Here is a 26,203-nt window from a genome sequence, read left to right on the forward strand (position 1 = left end):
AAAAAAAAGGATTCCGCATGCGGAATCCTTTTTACCGTATTATTCGGCCTTACATCTTTTCCAACTCCCTGTAACTCTTTTTGGCGGCTTTAGCCTCCTGCCGGGCCGCCTTGCGGGCTGCTCGCTCCTGCTCCCGGACGATTTTCCTCGCTTCGCGAAGCTCCTTTTTATAATCGACATCCGATCCGGGCATTTCGACGATGATGCCCGTTATCGACTCGTCGATCACCTCGCATCCGCAGGGTTCACAGACGGGCTGCGGCGCAGGTTTGGGCCGGGGAATCATCGTGCGCTGCTCGACGACGCTGCCTTCGCCGTAATTGATCGTCAGTTCGACCCGGCGGAGCGGCGGAAGGATATTCTTTTTCATATAGTTCCAAGCCGAAGGCATCTTTTTGAGCGCCAGCTCCTTGGCGTCAGGCGACCGGCTGCCGTCGAGGATATCCAGCACGGACTGTTTGTCGGGCACCTCCGACTTGGCGACCAATGAGCGGCACATCTCCCAATCTTCGGCGACGGCATTGACCGTCACGTCGTACTTATTTGAAAAACCATACTTTCGATCGACGTAATTCTTGAAATCCTGCGCTCGGTTCCGGGCCAGCGTCTCGTTGAATTTCAGCGGACCGTCGGGCGACGAATATCCCGTGATCTCGACCGATTTGACCCTCATCAGCGTGTCTTTCATCAGGTTGCCGACGAAGTCGTCCAGATCGCCGAGCTCCCGCGAATTGCCGTCGAGCGTCGAGGAGAGTTTCGCCAGATTGATCTGATAACGGACCGAGTAGTCGGTGTCGCCGGGACGTTTGATGATGAACCTGCGGACGAGATAATCGCCGTCGGTGGTCTCCGACAGCATCACGGTATCGGCCGCAGGCACCGGCGCCGCGCTCCTGACTTGGGCCGTCGCTCCGGCAGCGGCACACAACGCAAGAGATAGAGCGAATGTTGTAAAGATTGTTTTCACGCAAATAATAGTGTTGGTTAATTCCTGCCGCACAACTCGCAAGATTCATACCACGGTTGAGCACTAAATATTTATGGCCGCAGCGGCAAGCGGAAGGGATAATAAAAAAGAGGAAGAACGATGATGTGCACCCCAAAGTTTGGACTGATTAATAATTCAGATAGCATGAGTTCGGTATTGTACCGGGCTCATGTTGTTTAATGCGGTCTTTATTCGCTTGTTATTGTAGTAATTTATGTATTCCTCCAGTTCCTTGCGGAAGTGATCGACAGACTCGAACTTCTGCAAATATAATAATTCTGATTTTAACAGTCCGAAAAAGTTTTCCATGACCGCATTATCCAAACAGTTTCCCTTACGAGACATGCTCTGACTAATACCTTTTTCACGCAGCCGATATTGATAGCGTTTCATCTGGTACTGCCAACCCTGATCCGAGTGAAGTATAAGTTCCGGAGTATCGGGCAGATCCTTTATGGCATCTTCAAGCATTTTCATTGTTTGGTAAAAGGTCGGATGTTCAGCTATATTATAACTTATTATTTCCCTGTTATATAAGTCCATAATAGGCGACAGATAAAGCTTCTTGCCGAACAGAGAAAATTCAGTAAGGTCTGTAACCCACTTTTGATTAGGACGTTCCGCCATAAAATTACGTTTCAGCAAGTCGGGCACCACGGCACCAACCTCTCCTTTGTATGAACGATATTTTTTTAGGCGCACCTGGCATTTAACTCCACATTCGTTCATTAACCTAAGTACCGTTTTATGGTTTATAGAATATCCGCGATTGTGCATCTCTACTGTGATACGGCGGTAACCATAACGTCCCTTATGATCGTGGTATATACTTACAATCTCGTTTTTCTCTTGTTTGTATTTATCGGGGAACTTTAACTGCTTCAGATGATAACAATAGCGTGGGAAGGGTATGTTCCGGTCTTAGTTCTTCGATGGCTTTTGCCCGCTCCCGTTCTCGCGGACGATGCGTTCCTCGACTAAGACCCTCAATTTTTTTAAGTAAGCAACCTCGGCGCGAAGACGTTGGTTTTCGACTCGCAAGTCATTTTCTTCCTGTGGTTGTAGTTCCTGTTTATTAGGCTTGGTTCTCATCTTACCCCGATTATCACGGTAAAGACCGGATTCACCTTCTTCATAATAGATACGCTCCCATTTGCTCAGCGTACTCTCATTGTAAATACCGAACTTTGCCGTTGTTTCCGTTAAAGATAAGTGATTCTCGTGCATGTGCCTGATAGCTGACAACTTAAAATCGCCGCTGTAAGTATATTGCCGTATACGAAGACCTGCTTCGCCGAACTCTTTATAACGCGCAATCCAACGCGACAAAGGCGTATAGCTTATTCCAAAATGCTTGGAGGCGGACGATACGGAATGTTGGCCATTGACAACAGACAAAACTGCCGCTAATTTCTCCTCATAACTGTACTTCATAAAACACCCCAAAAGTTATGTCCAACTTTTGGGGTGCAGTTCATGATGATCTTCCCCTTTTCACAGACCGCATCAGCGCTGCGCTTTCATATAATGCTGTTCCAGCAGTTTATAAAGCGATGACTGCGGATAAAGAATCTTTCCACCAAGAGTAGTATAAGGGATTTGGCGGTTGTCCCGGTAATTCTGCAAGGAGCGTTTCGAGATGCTGAAGATGCTGCAAATCTCCTCACTGGTCAGGTACAGTTCATTTCCGATGGTCGGGCGGTGCGTGTCGATCAGAATATCGACGGCACGGATGGCTTTGACGATGTCGCGGCGCAGTTCCTTGAACGCGGCGCTGTCGCGGGTAATGATCTCTTCGGTCATGCTACAGGCTTTTTATCAGGTTCTTTTCCAGAAGTTGCCGGATGTCGTCGTCCCGGAACAATACTTTATTCCCCAAGGCCGTATAGGGGATGATGCCGGCGGAGCGATAGTATTGCAAGGCTCGCTTGGTGATGCTCAAGGCCTTGCAGACCTCCTCGGCCGTAAGCCACCGGACAGTTGTCGGTTGGGCGGAGAGGGAATGGAGCGCAGACACTCGCTCCAGAAGACGTTGAAGGTGCGCCTGCATCTCTTTATAGGCGCTCGTTTCCATAAGGACGCAATCCATAATGCTGAGGGTTTAGGTGATTTCTGCGTTAAGGATGTGCAAGATAATCCAAGCCTTCAGAAAACGATCCCCATGTCCGCTCCAGACCGATCCAGTCCGCTCAAAGGAAAAAATGATCGGCGGTGACGCTGATGTACGCCATAAATCGGAAAATAGAGAGATAAAAATTCTATTTGCTTTTTTATCAGATATTCACTATATTTGTATAGAGTTGTTTGACAGGATGAACCTCGATGTAAGTTTATTCAAGACTTGCGTTTCTAAATCATTACCTCATAAAAAAACAACGCCGTAACTTATTAGGTTACAGCATTGTTTTGTAAATCCTCGGAAACCCGGCGAGATTCGGGATTTATATTTTGACGCTGCGCCGGCGCGGCCGCAAAAAGAGACATTTCGCACGGAAGGGAAAATCTCACACGGAGCGGCGCAGCACGATTTCAGGAGCCATGCGGCAGGCTGGTCGCGAAACCGGTCGAACCGGAATAAACGACGCCAGCCTATATCCCGGTTATCTTCTTGATTTCGTTAAGCTTGTTGAGCGCTTCGATCGGGGTCAGGGAGTTGATGTCGAGTCCCTTGATCTGGTCGCGGATCTGCACCAGCACAGGGTCGTCGAGCTGGAACATCGACAGCTGCATGTTCTGCGGCGCTCCGTTTTCGGCGGCTTCCTTGACCGAAGGCGAAGGTTTCTTCCCGCGGTTCTTGATGCTCCGGCTGGGCACGATTTCGTTGTTGCCGTAGACCAGTTCGAGGTTGCGCAGGATTTCGTCGGCGCGCGACACCACCGACACCGGCATGCCGGCCATGCGGGCGACGTGGATACCGAACGAATGTTCCGTGCCGCCCCTTTCGAGCTTGCGCAGAAAGACGATCTGGTTGCCCATCTCCTTGACGCTCACATGGTAGTTCTTTACGCGCGGACACATCTGCTCCATCTCGTTCAATTCGTGGTAGTGCGTGGCGAAAAGCGTCTTGGCATGCGCCGACGGATGGTTGTGCAGGTACTCGACCATGGCCCATGCGATCGAAATGCCGTCGTAGGTGCTCGTGCCGCGGCCGATCTCGTCCAGCAGGACGATGCTGCGGTCCGATATGTTATTGAGGATGCTGGCCGATTCGAGCATCTCGACCATGAAGGTCGATTCGCCCTGCGAAATGTTGTCCGAGGCTCCGACGCGGGTGAAGATCTTGTCCACGACGCCGATATGGGCCGACTTGGCGGGTACGAACGACCCCATCTGCGCCATGAGGATAATCAGCGCCGTCTGCCGCAGCAGGGCCGACTTACCCGACATGTTGGGACCCGTGATCATCATGATCTGCTGCTCCTTGTCGTCGAGCATCACGTCATTGGGAACATACTCCTCGCCCACGGGCAGCAGGGTCTCGATCACCGGATGGCGTCCCTGACGGATGTCGATGAGCTTGCCGTCGTCCAGCACCGGACGCACGTAGCGGCGTTCGCAGGCCAGACGCGCGAACGACTGCAGGCAGTCGATGCGGGCCACGACGGCCGCATCGCGCAGCAGGGAGGACAGCGAGCGGCTTATGTGGGCGATGATGTCGGCATAGATGCGCTGTTCGATGACGAGCATCTTCTCCTCGGCGCCGAGGATCTTCTCTTCGTACTCCTTCAGCTCCTCGGTGATATAGCGTTCGGCGTTGGCCAGCGTCTGCTTGCGGATCCACGTCTCCGGCACCTTCTCCTTATGGGCGTTGCGCACCTCGATATAGTAGCCGAAGACGTTGTTGTAGCTGATTTTCAGCGAAGGAATGCCCGTCGCCTCGCTCTCGCGCTGCTGGATGCGGGCCAGATAGTCCTTGCCGTGGAGGGCGATGCGGCGCAGATCGTCCAGTTCGGGGTCCACGCCGTCGGCGATCACGCCGCCCTTCTGAATCTGGTTGTTGAGCGGATCGGGATAGATCTCGCGGGCGATGCGGTCGCGCACCCCTTCCAGCAGGTCGATCTGTCCGGCCAGTGCGTGCAGCTGCGCGTCGTCGGTCGATTCGAGCGCGGCCTTGAGCAGCTCGACGGCGAAAAGCGAGTTTTTCAGCTGCACCAGCTCGCGGGGCGTGACGCGCGCCGCGGCGATGCGCGAAGCGATACGCTCCATATCCCCCACCAGCGCCACCTGTTCGCGCACGACGTCGGCCAGATCGGCGTCCCGGACGAATTTCTCGACCACGTCCAGCCGCTCCCCGATCTTCACGGGGTCCTTGATCGGCATGGCGATCCACCGTTTCAGCAGACGGCCGCCCATCGGCGTCAGCGTACGGTCGATGACGTCGGCGAAACTGCACTTCTCGCGGGCGCCGTTCGACGAGAAGAGTTCGAGGTTGCGGATCGTGAACTTATCGACCCAGACGTAATCCTCCTGATCGATACGCGATATGGAGGTGATGTGCGCGATGTCACGGTGCTCGGTGAATTCGAGGTAGTAGAGAATCGCCCCGGCGGCCGAGAGACCGCTGGTGAAGTGATCGACGCCGAATCCCTTGAGCGAGCGGGTGCCGAACTGCTTGCAGAGCTTTTCGCGGTTCACCTCCTCGGAGAAAACCCATTCGTCGAGGCGGTAAGTATAGAGTTTTGACCCGAAAGCGTCGGAAAAACGGTCTTCGTAGCCGCGCTGGTAGATGACCTCCTTGGGCGCGAGGTTGGAGATGAGTTTGTCGATGTAACTCTCCGAACCTTCGGCCACGTAGAACTCGCCCGTCGAGATGTCGAGGAACGCCACGCCCGTGGTCTGACGGCCGAAATAGACCGACGCCAGAAAGGCGTTCTCCTTGTTGGCCAGAATATTGTCGCCCAGCACCACGCCCGGCGTCACCAGCTCAATAACGCCGCGCTTGACCAGTCCTCTGACCTGCTTGGGATCCTCCAGCTGTTCGCAGATGGCGACACGTTCGCCCGCCCGCACCAGTTTGGGCAGGTAGGTGTCGATGGCGTGGTAGGGAAATCCGGCCAGCTCGACATAGGTGGCCGAGCCGTTGGCGCGCCGTGTGAGCGTGATGCCCAGAATGCCGCTGGCCTTGATCGCGTCCTCGCCGAACGTCTCGTAAAAGTCGCCGACCCGGAAAAGCAGGATAGCGTCGGGATGCACCGCCTTGATGGAGTAATATTGCTTCATCAGGGGGGTCTCGACATATTTTTTTTCTATTTTCTTCTCTGCGTTCACAATAAAAAATTGTATGTTATTTTCACACAAAGATAACGGAATTTAGCGGTCCTACCAAGCCTAAACGGGAAATTATTTTCGGTTTATCTGCTACGAAGGCGCACCGTATATTACAGAATTTCATTATCTTCGAATACTTTGCGGTAAAATCCTGCCTTCCACTCGACTGGGCGCGGATAGGCCCTCGACGACGACGGCATGCGCCAGAGCCGCATGCTGCGCCCGGCATATTCGAAGGCTACGCTTTCGCCCACCGCAGGTTCGCCGCAGCCCGTAATGGCGCGCAGCGTATCGGTCGCCTTCTGCCCCGTCGTAACGAGGGTGCGGCAGTGGGGAATGCGCGCCAGCAAAGCCGCCAGATCGACCTCGCGCACCACTTGAAGAAAATTGTCCGACGCATTGTCTTTCAGTCGGATGACTTCGACCGCCGTATCGTACAGCGCAATCCCCCGCTCGCGGCAGAACGCCTCGATGCGCTCCTTGTCGAACTTCCGCCCGCCGGGCATCAGGAAGTGCGACTTGTCCCCCGCGGCGAGGTAGCCCACGATGCGCCACATGTCGTTCTGCAGGTTGGGATAGAAGAAGTCCATCGACCAGCGGATGCGCTTGGGCGGGAAACTGCCCAGCATCAGAATGCGGGCGTTGGCGGGAAGAAACGGTTCGAGCGGATGGAGTTCGCTATTCATAGAATTTTTCATCGAAATTTACAAGATATAATTTATCCGTGGCGCGCGTCAGGGCCGTATAGAGCCAGCGCAGCATGTCGCGCGTCATCGGCTCGTCGCCGAACAGGCAGCGGTCGACGAAGACCGCCCGCCACTGTCCGCCCTGCGCCTTGTGGCAGGTCACGGCGTAGGAAAACTTCACCTGAAGGGCGTTGAAGTGCGGATTCTCACGTATCTCCTTGAAGCGTTTGAGCTTGCTTTTGACGTCGAGGTAATCCTTCTCGACCTCGTAGAAAAGGCGTGTCGATTCCTCGCGCGTGAGCGACGGGGATTCCGAAGCGATGGTGTCGAGCAGGATCTTGCACTCCAGCTCGGCATCCTCGTAATCGGGGAATTCGAGCACGACGTCCGCAAAGCGGAAGCCGTAGAAATCCTCGTAGCGCCGCAGCCGCTTGAGCCGCGCGATGTCGCCGTTGGCGATGAAGTGCATGGGGCAATCCTTGTTCCGCTCCGTAAAATAGTAGTTGTTCTTCACCACCATCAGCATGTCGTTGCTTTCGATCTCCTCCTCGGCGAACGTCACGTTGCGGCGGATACCTTCGTTATAACGGTTGGCGCGCTTGTTCGAGCGGGTGATGACGATGGTTTCGTCGCGGCCGTACTTGGCGTAGCAATCCTGCAGCTTGTCGAGAAACTCCCCGCCTTCGACCGCCTCGATGTCGGGATAGTCCGTTTCGAAGTGCGGAATCTCGTAGATGCCGTTTTCGAGCATGCAGCGCACCAGCGTGGCGTTGAACAGAATGCCCGACTCGGCCTCCTGACGCACGACTTCGTCCATCGTACCGTACTCCACGTCGCCGAAGCGGGCCAGCGCCGACGGGTCGAGCGCCGGGCTGCAATCGGCCCCCACGGGCGGCAGCTGGGCGCTGTCGCCGACCAGAATCAGACGGCACGCGCGGCCGCTGCGGACATACTGCACGAGGTCCTCCAGCAGTGATCCGGAACCGAACAGCGCCCCGTCGCCCGAACCGTCCGACAGCATCGAAGCCTCGTCCACGATGAAAACGGCCCCCTTTTCGGTGTTGATGTTGAGCGAATATTTCGATTCATAATCGGCGTTGGTCCGCTGACGGTAAATCCGCTTGTGGATGGTAAGTGCCTTTTCCTGAGCGTATTGGGCCAGCACCTTGGCGGCCCGGCCCGTCGGAGCCAGCAGAACGGGTTTGATATTCAAATCCTTAAGCGCACCGACCAGCGCCGCGATCAGAGTCGTTTTGCCCGTACCCGCATACCCGTTCAGCACAAAAATCCGGGAAAAATCGTCGTCTGCGAGATATTCGGACAACTTTTCTATAATTTTTTTTTGCCCAGAAGTTGTTTCAAAACAAATTTTAGCGTAAATTTGGGTCGCAATACGTGTGCTAAACATGCGTCGGTTTTATTTTGTGCAAAATTACAAACAAATATTAGATTAGCTTAAAAAATGAAAAAAATCGCTCAAATCATTCTTGCTGTAGTTATCGTGGCGCTGGTCTACGTTATCTACGACCAGATTTCTACCCCGATCCGTTTCGAGCAGGAGATGAAGGCCAAGAAAGCCCAAGTCATCGACCGCATCAAGGACATCCGTACTGCACAGCGCGCGTTCAAGTCGAAGTACCAGCGCTTTACGGGCAGCTTCGATACACTCGCATCGTTTATCCTGAACGACTCTCTGGAGCTTGAGCGTAAGATTGTCGACGAGGACGACTCGGTGGCCATGGCCATGCTGAAGAAGATGAACAAAAAGAACGTCGAGAAATTCACGGTCGCCGTTATCGACACCATCTTCTCGCCCAAACGCCTTTCGCGTCAGGATGTAGAGGACCTGCGGTATATCCCCACCACCGACAAGCAGGCTCAGTTCATCATGGAGGCCGGCTCTGCCGTCGCATCGAACGTAACGGTGCCTATCGTGGAGTGCCGCGCGCCGTACAAACTCTTCCTCGACACGGTGGCTTACCGTCAGGAGATCATCAACCTGATCGACGACGAGGAGAACAACTTCAACCGCTATGCCGGTGTCAAGTTCGGTTCAATGGAGGCAGCCAACAATGAAGCAGGCAACTGGGAGTAACACTCCGCAATCCATAAACAAGGTGTCCATTCAGCTAACGTTGGATGGACACTCTTTTTCGGCGCCTGCGCTGTCCGGAGAGTTTCCGGGCGACGGCCCCGTGGAGGTCGAACTGCTGACGCCCCGGACGATGCTCGTGCCGGAGGAGCTTTTCGACAAAGAGCACGCCGGAGAAGTGCTGGCCGCCGCCGGCATGGCCGCACTGCCCGGAGAGCGCGCCGTATGGAGCGCGCCGCAGCAGAATGCCGTCGCCGTAATGGCTGCGGCGGAAGATGCGCTGGCCGCGGTGCGCGAACGTCTCGGCGACCGCGCGCATTACACTACCCCGCTGCTCTGCGCACCGCAGGCAAGCGTTCCGACCGTATGGATGTACTATGCCGCAGGAGTGTTATATATTAAGGTATACGACGGCAAACTGCGTTTTGCGGAGGTCGTACCCGCACCGGACGAGAGCGACCTGCTGTATTTCTTCGAACGGCTCGGAAGCGAATTCAAGCTCAGAGATTATACGCTCCGCATCGGGAGCGGCGACGGCCGGGCGTTGAAACGGAAGCTCGGCGGATATTTCAGACAGATCGTATGCGAATAGTCAGCGGAAAATACAAGGGCCGGGCCATCAACCCGCCCCGCAACCTGCGGGCGCGCCCGACGACCGATTTCGCCAAGGAGAACCTCTTCAACGTCCTCGGCAATCTGGTGGATTTCGAGGAGTGCGACGTGCTGGACCTCTTCGCGGGAACCGGCTCGATCAGCTATGAGTTCGCATCGCGCGGGGCGCGGAGCGTAACCTCGGTGGAAATCAATCCGGTACACTACAACTTCATCCGGCAGACGGCGGCGCAGCTGGGCATCGGGAACCTCTATGCGGTCAAAGCCAACGTCTTCCTCTACCTCAAAAGCTGTCCGAAACAGTTCGACGTGATTTTCTCGGACGCTCCCTACGATCTGGAAGGCAGCGAGCAAGTCGTAAGGCTGGTGCTCGAAAACGACCTGCTGCGTCCCGAAGGCGTGCTGATTTTCGAACATTCGAAGAAGATGGACTTCTCCGCATATCCGGAATTCTGGCAGCAAAGGAGCTACGGAAGCGTGCAGTTCTCGTTCTTCCGGAGACAGTGATAATCGTCGGGAAAGGGCCCCGGCGCCAGCCCCGGCGGCCGACACGTCCCAACATACTTGCAGACAAGCGATTTCATACGCCCCGCCGGCGGGACAACGGAAAAATCGGCAACATCCCCGCATACGGGAGCTGCCCGCAAAAATCCGCCCTATCTTCCGCCCGGCACCCCTGCATACGAAAAAACCTGCAACTTGGAGTTGCAGGTTTTTCATTTGCCGACCCCGGTCGGCTGGCGGTGCGTAGGGGACTCGAACCCCTGACCCCGTGCGTGACAGGCACGTATTCTAACCAGCTGAACTAACGCACCATGGTTATGTATGAGCCGGATTTTATTCGCTCTTTCGGCTCCCGGAGCGGTGCGGTGCGTAGGGGACTCGAACCCCTGACCCCGTGCGTGACAGGCACGTATTCTAACCAGCTGAACTAACGCACCATTCCGGTTATTGCGAGTGCAAAGATAGTGTAATTTTTTTAATCGGCAAATGCTTTCGGGGATTTTTCGAAAAAAGAAAACCGCACAGATTCATAACTCGCTGTCTGTCAGAAGTGATTATTGCATGAAAAAGTTTGCTTTTTTGCCTGCGCAGGGAATAGAACGGCCGCAGGGAGGCCGCGGCGGCGGAACCGCCCTGCCCCCGCAGGTTCCGGTCTCGGCGCCGCCGGACGGGAAATAAGTATTTTTGCTGTAGGCGGCCCGCCCTATTTCCGCTATTTTTGCAACATATCGGATTTCACACGGATTATGAAAAAGACGACACTCGCCGACAACCTGCCCGAATGTTCCGCCGCAGCCGCGGGCTTCGGGGATTTCTTCTCCGGCCTGCTGGAGACGACCGCCGCAAAAACGATAGACGACGCCCTCGGACAGCAGATTCGGGCGTATGTCCTCGGCTGGCTGCAAACGCATCCCCTGACCGCGTTCGACGACTATTCCGACACGGCATACCGGCGCACCTACCTCGGACGCTGCCCCGCCACCGGCTGGGAGGCGATCGTGATGAGCTGGAAAAACGGCAACCGGACCAGCATCCATGCGCATCCCCAATTCGCGGGCTATCACATTGCCGACGGCACCTTCCGGCTCGAAATATTCGAACCTGCGGCCGGAGGTGCGGCGCGGCTGACGGAGAGCGCCGTCGTGGAGGGGCCTTGCGCATTCTTCGCCGTAGGGGCGCCGGGGCGTTTCGACAACCACATACACCGCATCACCTGCCTGAGCGACACGGGCCACAGCCTGCACGTCTACTCCGACGACGCCCTGCGGGGCGAGGTCTACCGGGAGGAATAGCGCCCCGCCGCAAAAATCCCCCGCCCCGCTGAAACATCGGCGGGCGGCACGACGTATTATATAACAACGAAGAACATGCGACGATGAAATACGATTTCGACGAAATAGTCCCGCGCCGCGGGACGCACTCGGTCAAATGGGAGCTGGACAGCGATCCCGACATACTGCCCATGTGGGTGGCCGACATGGATTTCCGTACGGCGCCGCCCGTCGTCGAAGCGCTGCGGCGGCGGGTCGAGCACGGCATATTCGGCTATGCGCAGGCGCCGCAGGCCTATTACGATGCGGTCGTGAAGTGGTTCGAACGGCGTCACGGCTGGCACACGGAGCCGGAGTGGATACTCCATACGACGGGTGTGATTCCGGCGCTTTCGGCCATTCTGAAAGCCTTGACGCAACCGGGCGACAAGATTCTGGTTCAGACGCCCGTCTACAACCACTTCTTCATCTCGATCCGCAACAGCGGATGCCGGACGGCAGAAAACGACCTGACCTACCGCGGCGGCGCCTATACGATCGACTTCGCCGATCTGGAGCGCAAGGCAGCCGATCCTGAGGTCAAAGCGATGCTGCTGTGCAACCCGCACAATCCGGCCGGGCGTGTCTGGTCGCCGGAGGAGCTGCGCAGGATCGGCGAAATCTGTCTGCGCAACGGCGTCTTCGTCGTGGCCGACGAAATTCACTGCGAGCTGGTCATGCCGGGATTCCGCTACACGCCGTTCGCATCGCTCGGCGAAGAGTTCCTGCACAATTCGGTCACCTGCTGCTCGCCCAGCAAGGCGTTCAACCTCGCCGGACTGCAGGTCGCCAATATCATCGCAGCCGGCGAAACGGTGCGCGCAAAAATCGAAAAGGCGTTACGCATCAACGAGACGGGCGAAATCGGTCCCTTGGCGATCGATGCGCTGATCGCCGCCTACGACCGGGGCGCGGAGTGGCTCGACGCACTGAACGAATACCTGCACGCCAACTACCTTTTCCTGCGGGAGTACTTCGCGCAGCACCTGCCGCACTGCCCCGTACTGCCGCTGGAAGGCACCTATCTGGTGTGGGCGGACTGCCGGGCCGCGGGACTGGCGTCGGACGAACTGGCGGAACGTCTGCTCGCCGAGGGCAGACTGCGCGTCAATTCGGGCACGATGTACGGTGCGGCGGGCGCAGGCTTCATCCGGCTGAATATCGCCTGCCCGCGCACGCTGCTCGCCGAAGAGCTTGATCGGCTGCGGAAGGTGCTCGAATTGCGGAAATAGCTAAAAGGCGGTATGGCGATATTTGCGACGACAATCGGCAGCGTGTCAAAACCTGTCATTCCCGCCGCGTATCTTTGCCGGAACTTAAAACCGAACGATTATGGGACGGGCAAGAGAAAACTTCAACGACGTCTATTTCAAAGACCTGCGCGGACAGCAGATGTCTTTCGCAGGTTACGCCAATGTACTGAGGCACATTTTCTGGAACCTGATGGACGGACACTCGATGGTCCGCGAATCGGAGAAGTGCAATTACACGATCGAAGCTTGGGGACGCCGCTGCTATCTGGTTCAGACCAACCGCGAAACCAAGGCAATCGACCGCTATGAAATCCTGAACTGCACCTACGAACAGCTTCGGGGCAAAATATCGAAACGACACGAAGCGGAAGAGGTTCCGGCGCGCTAAAACGGCAGCCGCCGTTCGCACCGCAGGCTCTTCATTTCGCGCTCCCTGATCACGTCATCCCCGCCCACCCGGCCGATCATCAGCGGGGAGTCGGGATCGTGCCTGCGGCGGTTGTATTCCGCCGTGTTGTAGTTGCCTTTGATCGCATAGCAGTAGGCGCAGCCGTTCAGGCAGGTTTCGTACGTGCCGACGTCGATGCTTTCGATGCAGTTGCACACCTGCCGCTGGTTTTTGTCTTTTTTCGCAGCTATGGGATAACCGGCGATCCGCTCGACCAGCCCGCGGTCGATGCACATTCCGGACGGAATCCCCAGATGACGCAGATCGACCTTCACGGTGCAGGTTTCCAGCGCAACCGGGTACGGTTCCAGCGTCCGGACGAACGACTGCGCCATGACTTCGATCTCGTCCCGGCGCAGCGGACCGACGCCCAGCTCACCCAGCGCACCGCGAATATGGCGGTAATGGTCGATAAATCCGAGCATGCACTTCGCGGTATGGTCGCGCAGGGCACGGGCGATTCGGGCGAAGGCTTCGCAGTGGAACCCGACGTCGTATTTCCCGTTGGTCAGAATCGGATCGTAACGCCAGATCACCCTGTCACGGCCGATTGCGTCCGACAGCCGCTTGAAAGTTTCGATCCGCCGGGAAAGATCCGGCAGGCGGTTCTCCACGTCGGCGCCATAGGGGTTGAGCGTGAATTGGAAGTAGTATTTATAGCGTTCCAGTTCCCTGAGCCGCGGAAGCATCGGCGCCGGATTCTTGGTCCAGAAGACGATGCAGTCCACCACGGCCGGATCGAGGCTGATCCGGCTGACGGCCTTGGGGTTGAAGGGGTTGGGCACCAAGAGATACCCTTCCCGCAGGCGGTTGAAAAACCACGGGGCATAGAAAGCCGGAATATCGGTCCGGCGGCTGGCGCTGATAATCATATTGTAATAACGGTCAATCTCCCCGCTCTATTTTTCCCGGCCGCAAATTTCGGCACGCCCGGCGTTTCGCTACGGCCTTGCGCTGTCATGCCGGTGTCTCTTCCCTGCCTTTTCCGGCACAAATCTGCCGACGCCGCGCGGCGAAATCGGTCCGGCCGGACAGGCGGCTGCGAAGTCCTATTGCGGCCGGCGGCCGGTGCGGAGAACGACGACGCTCACGGCGGCCACGATCAGCAGAATCCCCGCGGCCCCCTGCGCGGTAAAGGGTTCGCCGAAGACCGCGACGCCGATGACGACGGCCGTCAGCGGCTCCAAGGCTCCGAAAATCGAAGTCAGCGTCGGGCCGATGCGCTTAATCGCCTGCACCAGCGTCATGTTGGAGAGGGCCGTGGCGGGAAGCGCGAGACCGAGGATGCAGAGCCACGTCATGCCGTCGGTTTCGATCCGGACGCCGCCCGTCAGCAGGCCGCCGAGGATAAAATAGAGCGCCCCCAGCCCCATGACATAGCAGGTCAGCACCGCCGAGTCGATCTCCACGGCCCGGCTCTTGCGCACCCCGACGATATAGCCGCCGTATGAAAAGACCGAAACGCAGGCCGAAACCATGCCGAGCGCACTATTTTCCACCGTGAAATCGACATTCCCCAGCGAGAGCAGCACCGCGCCGACGACGGACATGCCGATAGCGGCGAAAACCCACGCAGAGCCTTTCTCGCGGAAGAAACACATCATAGCGAGAGCCACGGCGAGCGGATACATGAAATGAATGGTCGACGCGACGCCGCTGGCGATATGCTGATAGGCGATGATAAGGCTCAGCGACGTGGCGGCGCGGAAAAGGCTCAGCAGGAAGACGGTGACCAGTTCGCGGCGGCCCAGCCGGAAACTCCGTCCCGAAAACACGGCCAGCACGCCCAGAAACAACGCCGCGACGCCCCAGCGGTAGGACAGCGCCTCGAACGGCGAATAGCCCCCGGCGAGCAGCAGCAGCGTGAAGAGCGGCGCCAGTCCGAAAGTGGACGACGACAGCGCCGCATAGAGAATACCTTGTGCACGTTCCATAAAACGGATTTACGGCTGCAAATGTAGAAAATATATCCCCGGTTGATACTCTCCCGGCGCAGGAATTGCCGCCGGAAGCCGCATTCCGCGCAGCTCCTTTCCTGCCAAGATACTGCGGCAAATTCCTGCAACGGAAATATTTCGTCGCCGGACCGCCGGTTTGCGGGGATTTTTTTGCAATTTTGCAGGAAATGCGGCGGCCCGGCAAAGGCGGCGCAACGAAACACACGATGAATACGAAAACATATCCCCGCACGAACGACCGCCGGACGATCTATCTGAATACGGTGATCGACAACCCCTGTATCGAGGTCGGCGACTACACGATCTACAACGATTTCGTGAACGACCCGACAGAGTTCGAAAAGAACAACGTCCTCTACCACTACCCGATCAACAAGGACCGGCTGGTCATCGGCAAATTCTGCTCCATTGCCTGCGGCGCGCGGTTCCTGTTCAACAGCGCGAACCACACGCTCGGCTCGCTGGCCAATTACACCTTTCCGCTCTTCTTCGAGGAGTGGGAACTCGACCGGGCGAACGTCGCCGCGGCGTGGGACAACAAGGGCGACATCGTCATCGGCAACGACGTATGGATCGGTTACGAAGCGGTCATCATGGCGGGTGTCAGGATCGGCGACGGCGCCGTGATCGCGGCGCGGGCCGTCGTCACACGGGACGTTCCGCCCTACACGATCGTGGGCGGCGTCCCGGCCAAAACGATACGGCCGCGTTTCGACGACAGAACGGCCGCACGGCTGCTGGAGCTGCAATGGTGGAACTGGCCGGTCGAAAAGATCCGCGCAAACCTGCCCCGCATCATGCGGGGCGAAATCGACAAGCTGGGGTGATCCGGCAGGCGAGACGGCACTGCGGATAAACTCCGCAGGAGAATTCCCGGCCGACATCCTGCATACGGTTCGAGAGCAAGCAGAGCCGTATGATTCGACAGCAAACAGAGCCATATGGTTCGCCGGGCGGTCCGACGCGATCGTACAACAACGACGGTTTTCGGGAACTCAGAAGGTTCGCAGTCCGGCCGGCATATACGACAAGGCTCCCCGCTGTGAAGCGGAGAGCCTTATTTTCCGGCAACCCGGCCGAGGTTTTCACACCGGACCGGACATAAGTCTTCTCCGGCCTGTAAAACGCGCCGGCTTTCTTCCCGGCCGGCCGACGCAGCGGCAGGACCGGCTAAAACCGTTTGGTATAGGCGTGGCAGTACGGCAGCGTTCCCTTGCGCTTGTAATACTGCTGGTGATAATCTTCGGCGGGCCAGAACCGGCCTGCAGGGGTCACCTCGGTCACGACGTCGTACCCTCTGCGGCGCAGCTCGCCGATCAGCCTTTCGGCCGTCTGCTGCTGGGCGGGCGTCGTATAGAAAATCTCGGAACGGTATTGGTCGCCGAGATCCGGGCCCTGCCCGTCGAGCTGCGTCGGATCGTGAATCTCGAAAAAGAACTTCGCCAGCTTTTCATACGACACCTTCGCCGGATCGAACGTCACGCGCACCGCTTCGGCATGCCCCGTGGTATGGCTGCACACCTGCTCGTAGGTGGGATTTTCGGTCCTGCCGCCCGTGTAGCCCGATTCGACCTTCAGCACGCCGGGCATCTTGGACAGCAGGTACTCCACGCCCCAAAAACAGCCTCCGGCGAAGATCGCGGTTTCGGTCCCCTCCTTTTTCTGCGTCTGCTCCCCTCCGGCGGCCGGCTGTTCGCCGGCTTTCGCTTCGGGTTCGAAGAGGAGCGAAACCGAATTGACGCAGTGGCGCGTATTTTTCGGGGTAAATCCCTCGTTCAAAAACACATGCCCCAAGTGAGCTCCGCATTTGGCGCAGGTGATCTCGGTGCGCCGTCCGTCGGCGTCGGGCGTCCGCATCACGGCGCCCGGAATCTCGTCATCGAAACTGGGCCAGCCGCACCCCGCGTCGAACTTGTCGGCGGAACGGTACAGCGGCGCGCCGCATTGGCGGCAGTGGTATACGCCCGCCTCGCGGTGGTCATAATATCGGCCCGTAAAGGGTGCTTCGGTACCCTTGTCGACGATCACACGTCGCTCTTCCGGTGTCAGCGGTTTCATATTCTGTCCGTTTACGGCTCCCGACAGCAGGAGACCGATTGTTAAAATCAATAATCGCATACGAATCCCTCCGGGTCAAAAACTACGCCACATACTCCTCGCCGCGCAGGAATACCCGGCGGATGAGCGGCGTCGTATAGGCATAAGGCAAGAATTCGACCGAAGGTATCGGTTTGGTGATGAAGAAATTGGCAACTTTACCTACAGTAACGGAACCGTAGCTGCGGCTCAGGCCCATGGCGTAGGCGCCGTTGAGCGTCGCGGCGTTGATCGCTTCGGCCGGGGTCATTTTCATGCGGATGCAGGCCAGCGATACGACCATGCGCATATCGCCCGAAGGCGACGAGCCGGGATTGTAGTCCGAAGCCAGCGCCACGCCCAGCCCCGCGCGGATCATCTCGCGGGCCGGCGGATAGCTCATGCCGAGGAAGAACGCCGCGCCGGGCAGCATCGTCGGCGAGGTCACCGCGCCGCGCAGCGCCCGAATCTCCGCTTCGCCCATGCGTTCGAGGTGATCGACCGAGAGGGCGCCGTACTCCACGCCCACCTGCACGCCGCCCGAAACGGCCAGTTCGTTGGCGTGAATCTTCGGCTGCATGCCCAGCTTGCGCCCGGCCTTCATGATGCGGGCCGTCTGTTCCACGGTAAAGAACCCTTCGTCGCAGAAGACATCGACGAAATCGGCCAGTTTCCCGGCCGCCACGGCCGGAAGCATTTCGTTGCAGACCAGCTCCACGTACTCCTCCTGCCGGCCGATATAGTTCCGCGGCACGGCGTGGGCGCCGAGGAACGTGGCGCGCACGGCCAGCGGAGCCGTCTCGCGGATGCGGCGGATGACGCGCAGCATCTTCAGTTCGTCTTCGGTCGTAAGACCATAGCCGCTCTTGATCTCGACGCAGCCCGTTCCCTTCGCGGCGATCTCGCGCACGCGCTCCATCGCCTGCGCGTAAAGCTCCTCTTCCGAAGTTTCGTGCAGCAGGTCGGCCGAATTGAGAATTCCTCCGCCGCGGCGGGCTATCTCCTCGTAGCTCAGTCCGTTGATCTTGTCGAGAAACTCACGTTCGCGGCTTCCGGCATAGACCAGATGCGTGTGGGAGTCGCAGAACGACGGGAAGAGCATGCCCCCTTCGGCGTCGACGGTCCTGTCCGCGGCCATTTCACCGAGCGTCTCCATGCGCCCGAATGCGGCGATCCGGCCGTCGTCGGCCAGCAGCCACGCATCGTCGAGCGTCTCCAAGCGGTCCATCTCCCCGCCGCAGAGCCGAAGCCGTCCGGCTGTCTCGATGCCGACGATTTTGCCGATGTTCTTTACCAGAAGTCTCATGATTTGCGGATGAATCGGATGGAAGATTCGATATGCGGGTACATCACCGAATCGTTGTCGATGAAGGGCACCTCTTTGCGGTATTCGGCGACGAGACGTTCGAGCGTCTCCGATGAGCGCGCCGGACGGCGGAATTCGAGCGCCTGCGCGGCGTTGAAAAGCTCGATGGCCAGCACCCGTTCGGTGTTGCACACCACGCGGTAGAGTTTGGTCGCGGCGTTGGACCCCATGCTCACATGGTCCTCCTGCCCCTGCGACGAGGGGATCGAATCGACCGACGCGGGCATGCAGAGCCCCTTCGACTGGCTGACGATCGAGGCCGCCGTGTACTGGGGAATCATGAAGCCGCTGTTCAGCCCCGGCTTGGCGACGAGGAAGGCCGGCAACTCGCGCGCACCGGAGATCAGTTTGTAGGTGCGGCGTTCGGAGATGCTGCCCAGCTCCGCGAGCGCGATGGCCAGAAAGTCCATCGCCAGCGCGATGGGCTGACCGTGGAAATTGCCCGCCGAGACGACCATATCCTCTTCGGGGAAGACCGTCGGATTGTCGGTGGTACTGTTGATTTCGGTCGTCAACACGCCCTCCACATAGTCGATCGTGTCTTTCGACGCCCCGTGCACCTGCGGGATGCAGCGGAAGGAGTAGGGATCCTGCACATGCTTCTTCGGACGGGCGATCAGCTCGCTGCCTTCGAGCAGACGGCGGATGTTGCGGGCCGTGGTGAGCTGGCCCTTGTGCGCGCGGATCAGATGCACCTCGTCGCAGAAGGGTTCGATGCGGCCGTCGAAAGCGTCGAGCGACAGCGCGCCGATGCGGTCGGCCCACTCGCTCAGGCGGCGCGCCCCGATCAGCGACCAGACGCCGTATGCGCTCATGAACTGGGTGCCGTTGAGCAGGGCCAGCCCCTCCTTGGATTCGAGCCGGATCGGCTGCCAGCCCCGCTCGGCCAGCACCTCGGCGGCAGGCCGGACACGGCCTTCGCACTCCACTTCGCCCAGTCCCAGCAGCGGCAGGCTCATATGCGCCAGCGGCGCCAAGTCGCCCGAAGCGCCGAGCGACCCCTGCTGGTAGACCACGGGCAGTACGTCGTTGTTGAAAAAGTCGATCAGCCGCTCCACGGTCGCCAGCTGCACGCCGGAATGGCCGTAGGAGAGCGACTGTATCTTGAGCAGAAGGATCAGTTTCACGATCTCGGAGGGGACGCGCTCGCCCGTCCCGCAGGCATGCGACATGACGAGGTTCTTCTGCAGCTGGGCCAGCTCGTCATACCCTACCGAAATGTCGCACAACGATCCGAAACCGGTGGTGATGCCGTAAATCGGGCGTTCGGGGTTTTCCATCTTGCGGTCGAGGTATTCGCGGCAGCGGACGATGCGCGTGCGGGCATCGTCGCTCAGCGCCAGCGGCAGACGGCGGAAGAGGATTTCGCGGATGCGGTCGATCGAAAGATGCTGCGCGGAGATAAGATGATGTTCCATATGAGGTAATCCTTGTTTATTCGTTTTCTTTCAAGACATTGCGTATCATTTCTTCGTCGGCGGCATTGGGCAGCGTCACCTGCAGGCCGGGCGTGCGCTCCATCTCGCGCCTGATCGCCGACACGGCCCCTTCGTTGCGCGCCCAGCTGCGGCGGGCGATGCCGTTGTTCACGTCCCACAGCAGCATTTCGCGGATGCGGCGGTCGGAAGCTTCCGAACCGTCGATCACCATGCCGAAGCCGCCGTTTATCACCTCGCCCCAGCCTACGCCGCCGCCGTTGTGGATCGAGACCCACGTTGCGCCGCGGAACGAGTCGCCGATGACGTTCTGCACGGCCATGTCGGCCGTAAGGTTCGACCCGTCGTAGATGTTCGAGGTCTCGCGGTAGGGCGAATCTGTGCCCGAAACGTCGTGGTGGTCGCGGCCCAGCACCACGGGAGCCGTAAGGCGTCCGTCGGCGATGGCCCGGTTGAAAGCCTGCGCGATTTTCGTGCGGCCTTCGCTGTCCGCATAGAGGATACGGGCCTGCGAACCGACGACGAGCCGATTGCGGCCCGCTTCGCGGATCCAGTGGATGTTGTCGTCGAGCTGGCCCGCGATTTCGGCGGGAGCCGTGCGGCGGATCTCCTCCAGCACTTCGGCCGCGAGGCGGTCGGTAAGTTCGAGGTCTTCGGGTTTTCCCGACGTGCAGACCCAGCGGAAAGGTCCGAAGCCGTAGTCGAAGAACATCGGTCCCATGATGTCCTGCACGTAGGAGGGATAACGGAACCGGCCGCCCTCGCCCATCACGGCGGCTCCGGCGCGCGAAGCCTCCAGCAGGAAGGCGTTTCCGTAATCGAAGAAGTACATGCCGCGAGCCGTCAGCTTATTGATCGCATCGACCTGACGGCGCAGCGACTCCTGCACGCATTCGCGGAAACGGGCAGGCTCCTCGGCCATCATCTTGTTCGAAGCCTCGTAGCTCACGTCCACCGGATAATAACCGCCCGCCCACGGATTATGCAGCGAAGTCTGATCGGAACCCAGATCCACCGGAATCTCTTCGGCGGCGAGCCGCTCCCAGAGGTCCACGACATTGCCCACATAGGCCATCGAAACCGCTTCGCGCTCCCGGCAGGCCCGGCGGATGCGGGGAATCAACTCGTCGAGCGAATGGTGCAGTTCATCGACCCAGCCCTGCTCGTAACGCTTCTGCGCCGCCTTGGGGTTGATCTCGGCGATGACGCTCACCACGCCCGAAATGGTCCCCGCCTTGGGCTGCGCGCCCGACATGCCGCCCAGTCCCGACGAGACGAAGAGCATGCCGCGGGCGTCGCGGCGATCGGCGGTGAAGCGTTTGCGGGCGGCGTTCATCACCGTGATGGTCGTCCCGTGTACGATGCCCTGCGGTCCGATATACATATAGGAACCCGCAGTCATCTGTCCGTATTGCGACACGCCGAGGGCGTTCATGCGCTCCCAGTCGTCGGGTTTCGAATAGTTGGGAATCACCATGCCGTTGGTCACCACCACGCGCGGAGCGTCGGGATGCGACGGGAACAGTCCCAGCGGATGGCCCGAATACATCGCCAGCGTCTGGCTGTCGGTCATCTCCGAGAGGTATTTCATCGTCAGGCGGTACTGCGCCCAGTTCTGGAATACCGCGCCGTTGCCACCGTAGGTGATCAGCTCGTGCGGATGCTGGGCCACGGCCTTGTCGAGGTTGTTCTGAATCATCAGCATGATCGCCGCGGCCTGACGGCACTTGCAGGGGTATTGGTCGATCGGTCGGGCGTACATCTCGTAATCGGGACGCAGGCGGTACATATAAATACGCCCGTATTTGCGCAGCTCCTCGGCAAACTCCTTGGCCAGCACGGCGTGGTGTTTGGCAGGGAAGTAGCGCAGAGCGTTTTTGATCGCCAGCACCTGCTCCTCAGGCGTCAGAATCTCCTTGCGCTTGGGAGCGTGGTTGATCTGCCTGTCATAAGGTTTCGCGGCGGGCAGCCGGTCGGGAATACCCGCACGAATATCATTTTGGAACTCTTGCAGTGTCATATGGTTCAGATTTTACGCTCTACGATTTCCAGCACTTCGCGCTCGGCCCGTTCGGCGGCGGCGGCAACGGCGTTCGCCTCGGCGACGAGCGCGTCGGCCGCAGCCCGGTCTTTCAGGCCGGCGGCGTTGATCTTGACATTGAGACACGCCCCCAACACCGCGCTGCGGGCCGCAAGCGCGCCGACGCCCGCATCGGAAACCGAATTGGGATTGCCCTCGGCGGCCATGGCGCGAACGATCGCAAAGACCTCGAACGCCGTTTTCATCGTCCGCAGGGGGACCTGCGTGGCGTAGAGCGTCGCCGCCTGCAAAGCCGCACTGCGTGCCGCCTTCTCCTCGTCGGTCGATTTGGGCATGGCGAAAACGGCCATGATGCGGTTGAACGCCGCAGTATCTTCATCCACCAGATGCAGCAGCTCGCGCAGCAGCACCTGCCCCTTCTCGGCCCAGCCGGAGAACTCCTCCCAGCGGTCGTCCCAGCCCGCCTTGTGCGACGAGAGGTTGGCGACCATCGTGCCGAGGGCCGCGCCCAGCGCGCCCATATAGGCCGCGATGGAACCGCCGCCCGGAGCGGGCGACTCGCTCGCCGTCTCCTCGGCAAACCCTTTGCAGGTCATGTCGATAAGCCGCTTCTTCTGATCCTCCGCTTCAAGCAGGTATTCGATCACTTTTTCCTTGGGATCGAAGGGTTTCAGGTCGTCCAGCCCCATCGACTTGACGGCGATGCGGACGATCTCCTCCTCGGCGATGCCCGCCGAACGCTGTTGTTTGCGGAGGAAATACCGCCCCGCTTCCAGCAGGGCGCGTTTCGGCACCAGCCCCACGATTTCGGTGCCCGTCACGCGCACGCCGCGGGCATCGGCCTTGCGGCACACCTCGTCGAAAGCGACATGTAGCGGCGTTACGGCGATGTCGGTGATGTTCATCGAAACCTGCGCGATGCCGTACTCCTCGATAAACCAGCCGATAGCCTTGGTCGCCCGGAGCGTACCCGGCCGCATCAGAGGATTGCCGTCGGCATCCCTGACCACCTTGCCCGTGATCGGATTGCCCTCGCGGACGGGACGGCCCTTTTCGCGCACGTCGAAGGCGATGGCGTTGGCGCGGCGCGTGGAGGTGGTATTGAGGTTGAAATTCACGGCGATCAGGAAATCGCGCGCACCGACGGTCGTGGCGCCCGTGCGGGCTACCCCCTCGTCGAACGGACGCGCCCCGAAATCGGGCGCCGACTCCTCGTGCGCCAGCTTTTCGGGCAGCGCCTCGTATTCCCCTTCGCGGCAGACGGCCAGATTGCGCCGCCGGGGCGTAAACGCCGCGGCTTCGTAACAATAGGTCGGGACATGCAGTTCCCCGGCGATACGCTCGGCCAGTTTGCGGGCCAGTTCGGCGCACTCTTCGAGCGTGATGCCCGCGATCGGGATCAGCGGCAGCACGTCCGTAGCGCCCATGCGCGGATGCGCCCCCTTGTGTTTGCGCATGTCGATCAGCTCGGCGGCCTTTTTCACCCCCGCGAAAGCCGCTTCGACGACGGCTTCGGGCGAGCCGACGAACGTGACAACGGTGCGGTTGGTCGCTTCGCCGGGATCGACGTCCAGCACTTTGACGCCCCCGGAGGTTTCGATGGCCGATACGATCCGGTCGATTACTGCCTTGTCGCGTCCCTCGCTGAAGTTGGGGACGCATTCCACGATACGCTTTTCCATATGTTGTGCGGTTATATTGATTCTTCTTTTCAAAGATAAGAAAAACCCGGACAAAACTGAAAAATTCGTAAGGAAAAAAGGAGGTTCACATGCTGAAATGACACCATCGGGGAATTATCGTACAAAAGCGGGCGTCCGCAGCCGCCGAAGAAAACCGCCGAAGGAGGGTGCCGTAGGGGAAAGCCGTAGGGGAAAGCCGTAGGGGAAAGCCGTTCGGCGACAAAAAAGCCCGCCGCACGAGGCGACGGGCAGGATTGCAGCCGGAAAAAGGAGAGCGACCGGGTTCCCGCGCCTTATGCGGCGGGCGGGAGCGCGGCCGGAGAGGGGTCAGCGGCCGATGGTCAGCACCACGCCGCCCGTGACCCATGCGCCGGGCAGGCGGATGCCGCCCAGATCGCAGTAACGGGTATCGGTGATGTTCGTGGCATCGACATAGAGCCGGCAGACGCCTTTTCCCCACGACAGACGGCCGTCGAGCAGGAAATAGGGTTCGTAGTCGCGCACCTGAGAAACGGAAGCGTCGCCCGGCGTCGGATAGTCCGTATAACTGCCGTTGCGGTCGTAAACCGAAGCGGTCAGCGCCAGCGACATGCGGCGCAGGAAACGCACTTCGACGGCCAATGCAGCCTTGTGCTTCATGAAGTCCATGGCGCTGCGGGCGACGACCTCCGTATTGCGGTCGGTCGTGATGTAGCCGTAAGAGAGCGTCGCACGCCGCAGGAAACCTTCGGCGGCGGCATAGCCGCCCGTCAGCTCGACACCGTAGGTATCGAGACGGCTGGTCTGCTCGGAGTGCCACTTGCCGTCCATATCCTCGCGCCACACCCAGTCGATGATGTCGCGTCCGGCACGGTAGTAGGTGCGCAGCGAAGCGTTCCAGCGGCCCTTTACATAATCGGCTTCAATGCGGTATGTCACAGCCTTTTCCGGAATCAGGTCGAGGTTGTTGATCTGCGCCGGGGAGGAGTAATAGAGATCGGTGAAGGTCGGCAGACGCATCGACTGCGACGCCCCGACGGCCAGATGCAGTCCCGCAGCGGGTCGCCAACCGCCCGAAACGTTCCACAACGCCGAAGTGCCGTAAGGCGTCAGGCTGACGCCGGCCGAAGCGGCCGCATCGAAGCGCCGCCACTGCTCGGCGTGACGCAGCCAGACGTTGCCCGTATGGCGGGCCTTGGCATGCGTGTAATGGCCGTGCGGCACGGAGAGTTTTTCACCGAGATTGGTGCTGTAGATATGGTTGAAGGCATAGTCGCCGCCGAGCGAGGTCGTACCGCCGGCCCAATCGAAGTCGGTCCAGAGCCGCGCGCCCGCATTGTCGGTATTATGGCGGTTCATCACTGTGCCGCGCGTCCAGTCGTAGCGGTCGAAATTCTTGCGGTAGCTCGCCGAGGCCCCCAGCGAGAAGCGTCCGGCCTGCCTGAGCCACCGCAGCGACGCCAGCGAAGTGGAGGTGCCCTCCCACTGGTCGGGATTGTAGGCCGCATAGAAACCGTTGGAGCCGAAGCCGCGGTTCTGCCAGCCGGCTTGGAAATCGAAGAATCCGAGCCGCCGCGTCTCGTAGGTCGCACGCAGGAAGGCGTTGCCGTTGGTGAAATCGGTGTTGTGCCGGTAGCCGTCGCTGCGGCGGTAGGAACCTGCGGCGAGCAGCGAGAAGCGGCCCGCAGTCACGGCGCCCGAAAGGTTGGCGTAAGCATACCCGTACTGGCCGCCCGTACCCTCGAAACGCAGGTAGGTCGGCCTGAGGGGAGCCGTGCGGATATTGACCGCCCCGGCGTAGGCCCCGACGCCCGGCACGCCGTCCAGCAGATCGACGGCCGAAATGCAGTCGAGATCGACCGGAAGCGAGTGGGACTGGTGCCCGGTGCGGGCGTCCGTAAAATCAATGCCGTTGAGAAGGACCATCGTCTGGTCGAAAGAGCCTCCCCGAATGAAGATGTCGGCCTGCATGCCCTTGCCCCCGCGTTCGCGGATATCGACCGAAGGTGCGAGGCGCAGGGCGGACTCCAGAGTCTGGACGGGCGCTGCGGCCTGTGCTTTCCGGTCGAAAAGCGGGGTTTGCGACTGTACGTTGCGCGTCGGGGCAGTCTGGCTGCCCGATATGCCGACCTCGTCGATCCTCAGCGTACGGAGGACGGCGGCCGTGTCGGCATGCTGCGCAGACGCACTTTGCGTCGCGAGCAAGAGGATCGACATCGTCGCGGCGAGGACTCCGATGGTTACATGGCGGTGCAGGCTCGCAAAGGCCGACCAGCCTTTGCGGCTCCAACGCCTGAAGCAGGGAGTCTGCTTTGCTTGGATGTTTTTCATCTTGTTTTTTGTTGGGTTGATAAAATAATTTACAGCGGTCGGAAAGCGGGTCCGGCTGCGCCCCCGCTTTTCAAACCGCTGCAAAGGTAACTTTTTCCGGCAGCTTTCCGACTTTTGCAGCCATTTCTTTTTCAACATTGCGCGCTTATGCGCTCCCGGCCGCCGGCTGAGCG

Annotated in this window: 21 protein-coding genes, 2 tRNA genes and 2 pseudogenes; 7 read left to right on the forward strand and 18 right to left on the reverse strand. The window is 59.3% G+C overall.

Annotated elements, in window-relative coordinates:
- Positions 1–49: 49 nt before the first annotated feature.
- The 8 genes and pseudogenes from HMPREF9720_RS10275 to HMPREF9720_RS10310 form a co-directional block, all read right to left on the reverse strand.
- Complete coding sequence (locus tag HMPREF9720_RS10275) at positions 50–967, reverse strand: hypothetical protein (protein WP_237959019.1); 918 nt, start codon at positions 965–967, stop codon at positions 50–52.
- A gap of 156 nt (positions 968–1,123) precedes the next feature.
- Positions 1,124–2,038: pseudogene (locus tag HMPREF9720_RS10280) on the reverse strand (IS3 family transposase); the annotation flags it as partial.
- Positions 2,039–2,140: 102 nt separating this feature from the next.
- A pseudogene (locus HMPREF9720_RS16105) lies at positions 2,141–2,422 on the reverse strand (helix-turn-helix domain-containing protein); the annotation flags it as partial.
- A 72-nt stretch (positions 2,423–2,494) separates the two neighbouring features.
- Positions 2,495–2,791 (reverse strand): helix-turn-helix domain-containing protein, encoded by a 297-nt coding sequence (locus tag HMPREF9720_RS10290; protein WP_009598243.1) that lies wholly within the window; start codon positions 2,789–2,791, stop codon positions 2,495–2,497.
- Position 2,792: 1 nt separating this feature from the next.
- On the reverse strand, positions 2,793–3,077 hold the full coding sequence (locus HMPREF9720_RS10295) for a helix-turn-helix domain-containing protein (protein ID WP_026076620.1): 285 nt from the start codon (positions 3,075–3,077) through the stop codon (positions 2,793–2,795).
- A 500-nt stretch (positions 3,078–3,577) separates the two neighbouring features.
- The gene (mutS, locus tag HMPREF9720_RS10300) at positions 3,578–6,208 is read right to left on the reverse strand and encodes a DNA mismatch repair protein MutS (RefSeq protein ID WP_217491228.1); all 2,631 of its coding nucleotides are present in this window, start codon (positions 6,206–6,208) and stop codon (positions 3,578–3,580) included.
- Positions 6,209–6,366: 158 nt separating this feature from the next.
- Complete coding sequence (locus HMPREF9720_RS10305; RefSeq protein WP_009598292.1) at positions 6,367–6,942, reverse strand: uracil-DNA glycosylase family protein; 576 nt, start codon at positions 6,940–6,942, stop codon at positions 6,367–6,369.
- A complete protein-coding gene (locus tag HMPREF9720_RS10310; protein ID WP_009598173.1) occupies positions 6,935–8,350 on the reverse strand; it encodes an ATP-dependent DNA helicase in 1,416 nt (471 codons plus the stop codon). Before HMPREF9720_RS10310 ends, HMPREF9720_RS10305 begins: the two co-directional genes overlap by 8 nt.
- A gap of 54 nt (positions 8,351–8,404) precedes the next feature.
- Between HMPREF9720_RS10310 and HMPREF9720_RS10315 the strand changes: the two genes are divergently transcribed.
- The 3 genes from HMPREF9720_RS10315 to HMPREF9720_RS10325 are packed head-to-tail and all read left to right on the forward strand — an operon-like array spanning position 8,405 to position 10,153.
- Positions 8,405–9,037 (forward strand): hypothetical protein, encoded by a 633-nt coding sequence (locus HMPREF9720_RS10315; protein WP_009598226.1) that lies wholly within the window; start codon positions 8,405–8,407, stop codon positions 9,035–9,037.
- 22 nt (positions 9,038–9,059) lie between these two features.
- Entirely contained in the window at positions 9,060–9,626 is a 567-nt protein-coding gene (locus HMPREF9720_RS10320; protein WP_254654382.1) for a DUF3822 family protein, read from the forward strand.
- Positions 9,617–10,153: an RsmD family RNA methyltransferase gene (locus HMPREF9720_RS10325; RefSeq protein ID WP_009598240.1), complete on the forward strand. Its 537-nt coding sequence runs from the start codon at positions 9,617–9,619 to the stop codon at positions 10,151–10,153. Before HMPREF9720_RS10320 ends, HMPREF9720_RS10325 begins: the two co-directional genes overlap by 10 nt.
- Before the next feature lie 231 nt (positions 10,154–10,384).
- Here the strand turns inward: HMPREF9720_RS10325 and HMPREF9720_RS10330 are convergent.
- Positions 10,385–10,461: transfer RNA gene (locus HMPREF9720_RS10330), tRNA-Asp, on the reverse strand.
- Positions 10,462–10,513: 52 nt separating this feature from the next.
- Positions 10,514–10,587: transfer RNA gene (locus tag HMPREF9720_RS10335), tRNA-Asp, on the reverse strand.
- Between the two features lie 309 nt (positions 10,588–10,896).
- Between HMPREF9720_RS10335 and HMPREF9720_RS10340 the strand changes: the two genes are divergently transcribed.
- From HMPREF9720_RS10340 to HMPREF9720_RS10350, 3 genes are all read left to right on the forward strand, one after another.
- The gene (locus HMPREF9720_RS10340; RefSeq protein WP_014776408.1) at positions 10,897–11,442 is read left to right on the forward strand and encodes a cysteine dioxygenase; all 546 of its coding nucleotides are present in this window, start codon (positions 10,897–10,899) and stop codon (positions 11,440–11,442) included.
- Between the two features lie 83 nt (positions 11,443–11,525).
- Entirely contained in the window at positions 11,526–12,692 is a 1,167-nt protein-coding gene (locus HMPREF9720_RS10345; RefSeq protein WP_009598275.1) for a MalY/PatB family protein, read from the forward strand.
- A 100-nt stretch (positions 12,693–12,792) separates the two neighbouring features.
- The gene (locus HMPREF9720_RS10350) at positions 12,793–13,101 is read left to right on the forward strand and encodes a hypothetical protein (protein ID WP_014776406.1); all 309 of its coding nucleotides are present in this window, start codon (positions 12,793–12,795) and stop codon (positions 13,099–13,101) included.
- Here the strand turns inward: HMPREF9720_RS10350 and HMPREF9720_RS10355 are convergent.
- A complete protein-coding gene (locus tag HMPREF9720_RS10355) occupies positions 13,098–14,033 on the reverse strand; it encodes a DUF1848 domain-containing protein (RefSeq protein ID WP_009598177.1) in 936 nt (311 codons plus the stop codon). The genes HMPREF9720_RS10350 and HMPREF9720_RS10355 overlap by 4 nt on opposite strands.
- 177 nt (positions 14,034–14,210) lie before the next feature.
- Positions 14,211–15,095, reverse strand: a complete 885-nt coding sequence (locus tag HMPREF9720_RS10360; RefSeq protein ID WP_009598261.1) for a DMT family transporter — start codon at positions 15,093–15,095, stop codon at positions 14,211–14,213.
- Positions 15,096–15,325: 230 nt separating this feature from the next.
- On the opposite strand from HMPREF9720_RS10360, the gene HMPREF9720_RS10365 reads away from it, so the two are divergent.
- The gene (locus tag HMPREF9720_RS10365; protein WP_039940475.1) at positions 15,326–15,946 is read left to right on the forward strand and encodes a CatB-related O-acetyltransferase; all 621 of its coding nucleotides are present in this window, start codon (positions 15,326–15,328) and stop codon (positions 15,944–15,946) included.
- A 343-nt stretch (positions 15,947–16,289) separates the two neighbouring features.
- Here HMPREF9720_RS10365 and HMPREF9720_RS10370 read toward each other — a convergent pair whose 3' ends face one another.
- The 6 genes from HMPREF9720_RS10370 to HMPREF9720_RS10395 all read right to left on the reverse strand — a co-directional run bounded on the left by HMPREF9720_RS10370 (position 16,290) and on the right by HMPREF9720_RS10395 (position 26,030).
- Positions 16,290–17,177 carry a bifunctional methionine sulfoxide reductase B/A protein gene (locus HMPREF9720_RS10370; protein WP_039940476.1) on the reverse strand — a complete coding sequence of 296 codons (888 nt, stop codon included), beginning with the start codon at positions 17,175–17,177 and terminating at the stop codon, positions 16,290–16,292.
- A gap of 82 nt (positions 17,178–17,259) precedes the next feature.
- Positions 17,260–18,501, reverse strand: coding sequence for an imidazolonepropionase (gene hutI / locus HMPREF9720_RS10375; RefSeq protein ID WP_009598316.1), 1,242 nt, complete (start codon positions 18,499–18,501; stop codon positions 17,260–17,262).
- Positions 18,498–19,979 carry a histidine ammonia-lyase gene (hutH, locus tag HMPREF9720_RS10380; protein ID WP_009598225.1) on the reverse strand — a complete coding sequence of 494 codons (1,482 nt, stop codon included), beginning with the start codon at positions 19,977–19,979 and terminating at the stop codon, positions 18,498–18,500. Before hutH ends, hutI begins: the two co-directional genes overlap by 4 nt.
- 16 nt (positions 19,980–19,995) lie before the next feature.
- Complete coding sequence (locus HMPREF9720_RS10385; RefSeq protein ID WP_009598308.1) at positions 19,996–22,017, reverse strand: urocanate hydratase; 2,022 nt, start codon at positions 22,015–22,017, stop codon at positions 19,996–19,998.
- Positions 22,018–22,022: 5 nt separating this feature from the next.
- A complete protein-coding gene (gene ftcD, locus HMPREF9720_RS10390; protein ID WP_039940438.1) occupies positions 22,023–23,720 on the reverse strand; it encodes a glutamate formimidoyltransferase in 1,698 nt (565 codons plus the stop codon).
- Between the two features lie 327 nt (positions 23,721–24,047).
- Positions 24,048–26,030 (reverse strand): TonB-dependent receptor plug domain-containing protein, encoded by a 1,983-nt coding sequence (locus HMPREF9720_RS10395; RefSeq protein WP_039940439.1) that lies wholly within the window; start codon positions 26,028–26,030, stop codon positions 24,048–24,050.
- Positions 26,031–26,203: the final 173 nt, after the last annotated feature.

Origin of the sequence: Alistipes sp. HGB5, from assembly GCF_000183485.2 — a bacterium.
Taxonomy (GTDB): Bacteria; Bacteroidota; Bacteroidia; order Bacteroidales; family Rikenellaceae; genus Alistipes; species Alistipes finegoldii.

Coding starts and splice junctions, on each gene's coding strand:
- HMPREF9720_RS10290 (WP_009598243.1), bottom strand. CDS start 2,791: ATGACCGAAGAGATCATTACCCGCGACAGCGCCGCGTTCAAGGAACTG.
- HMPREF9720_RS10295 (WP_026076620.1), bottom strand. CDS start 3,077: ATGGATTGCGTCCTTATGGAAACGAGCGCCTATAAAGAGATGCAGGCG.
- mutS (WP_217491228.1), bottom strand. CDS start 6,208: ATGAAGCAATATTACTCCATCAAGGCGGTGCATCCCGACGCTATCCTG.
- HMPREF9720_RS10305 (WP_009598292.1), bottom strand. CDS start 6,942: ATGAATAGCGAACTCCATCCGCTCGAACCGTTTCTTCCCGCCAACGCC.
- HMPREF9720_RS10310 (WP_009598173.1), bottom strand. CDS start 8,350: ATGTTTAGCACACGTATTGCGACCCAAATTTACGCTAAAATTTGTTTT.
- HMPREF9720_RS10315 (WP_009598226.1), top strand. CDS start 8,405: ATGAAAAAAATCGCTCAAATCATTCTTGCTGTAGTTATCGTGGCGCTG.
- HMPREF9720_RS10325 (WP_009598240.1), top strand. CDS start 9,617: ATGCGAATAGTCAGCGGAAAATACAAGGGCCGGGCCATCAACCCGCCC.
- HMPREF9720_RS10340 (WP_014776408.1), top strand. CDS start 10,897: ATGAAAAAGACGACACTCGCCGACAACCTGCCCGAATGTTCCGCCGCA.
- HMPREF9720_RS10345 (WP_009598275.1), top strand. CDS start 11,526: ATGAAATACGATTTCGACGAAATAGTCCCGCGCCGCGGGACGCACTCG.
- HMPREF9720_RS10350 (WP_014776406.1), top strand. CDS start 12,793: ATGGGACGGGCAAGAGAAAACTTCAACGACGTCTATTTCAAAGACCTG.
- HMPREF9720_RS10355 (WP_009598177.1), bottom strand. CDS start 14,033: ATGATTATCAGCGCCAGCCGCCGGACCGATATTCCGGCTTTCTATGCC.
- HMPREF9720_RS10360 (WP_009598261.1), bottom strand. CDS start 15,095: ATGGAACGTGCACAAGGTATTCTCTATGCGGCGCTGTCGTCGTCCACT.
- HMPREF9720_RS10365 (WP_039940475.1), top strand. CDS start 15,326: ATGAATACGAAAACATATCCCCGCACGAACGACCGCCGGACGATCTAT.
- HMPREF9720_RS10370 (WP_039940476.1), bottom strand. CDS start 17,177: ATGAAACCGCTGACACCGGAAGAGCGACGTGTGATCGTCGACAAGGGT.
- hutI (WP_009598316.1), bottom strand. CDS start 18,501: ATGAGACTTCTGGTAAAGAACATCGGCAAAATCGTCGGCATCGAGACA.
- hutH (WP_009598225.1), bottom strand. CDS start 19,979: ATGGAACATCATCTTATCTCCGCGCAGCATCTTTCGATCGACCGCATC.
- HMPREF9720_RS10385 (WP_009598308.1), bottom strand. CDS start 22,017: ATGACACTGCAAGAGTTCCAAAATGATATTCGTGCGGGTATTCCCGAC.
- ftcD (WP_039940438.1), bottom strand. CDS start 23,720: ATGGAAAAGCGTATCGTGGAATGCGTCCCCAACTTCAGCGAGGGACGC.
- HMPREF9720_RS10395 (WP_039940439.1), bottom strand. CDS start 26,030: ATGAAAAACATCCAAGCAAAGCAGACTCCCTGCTTCAGGCGTTGGAGC.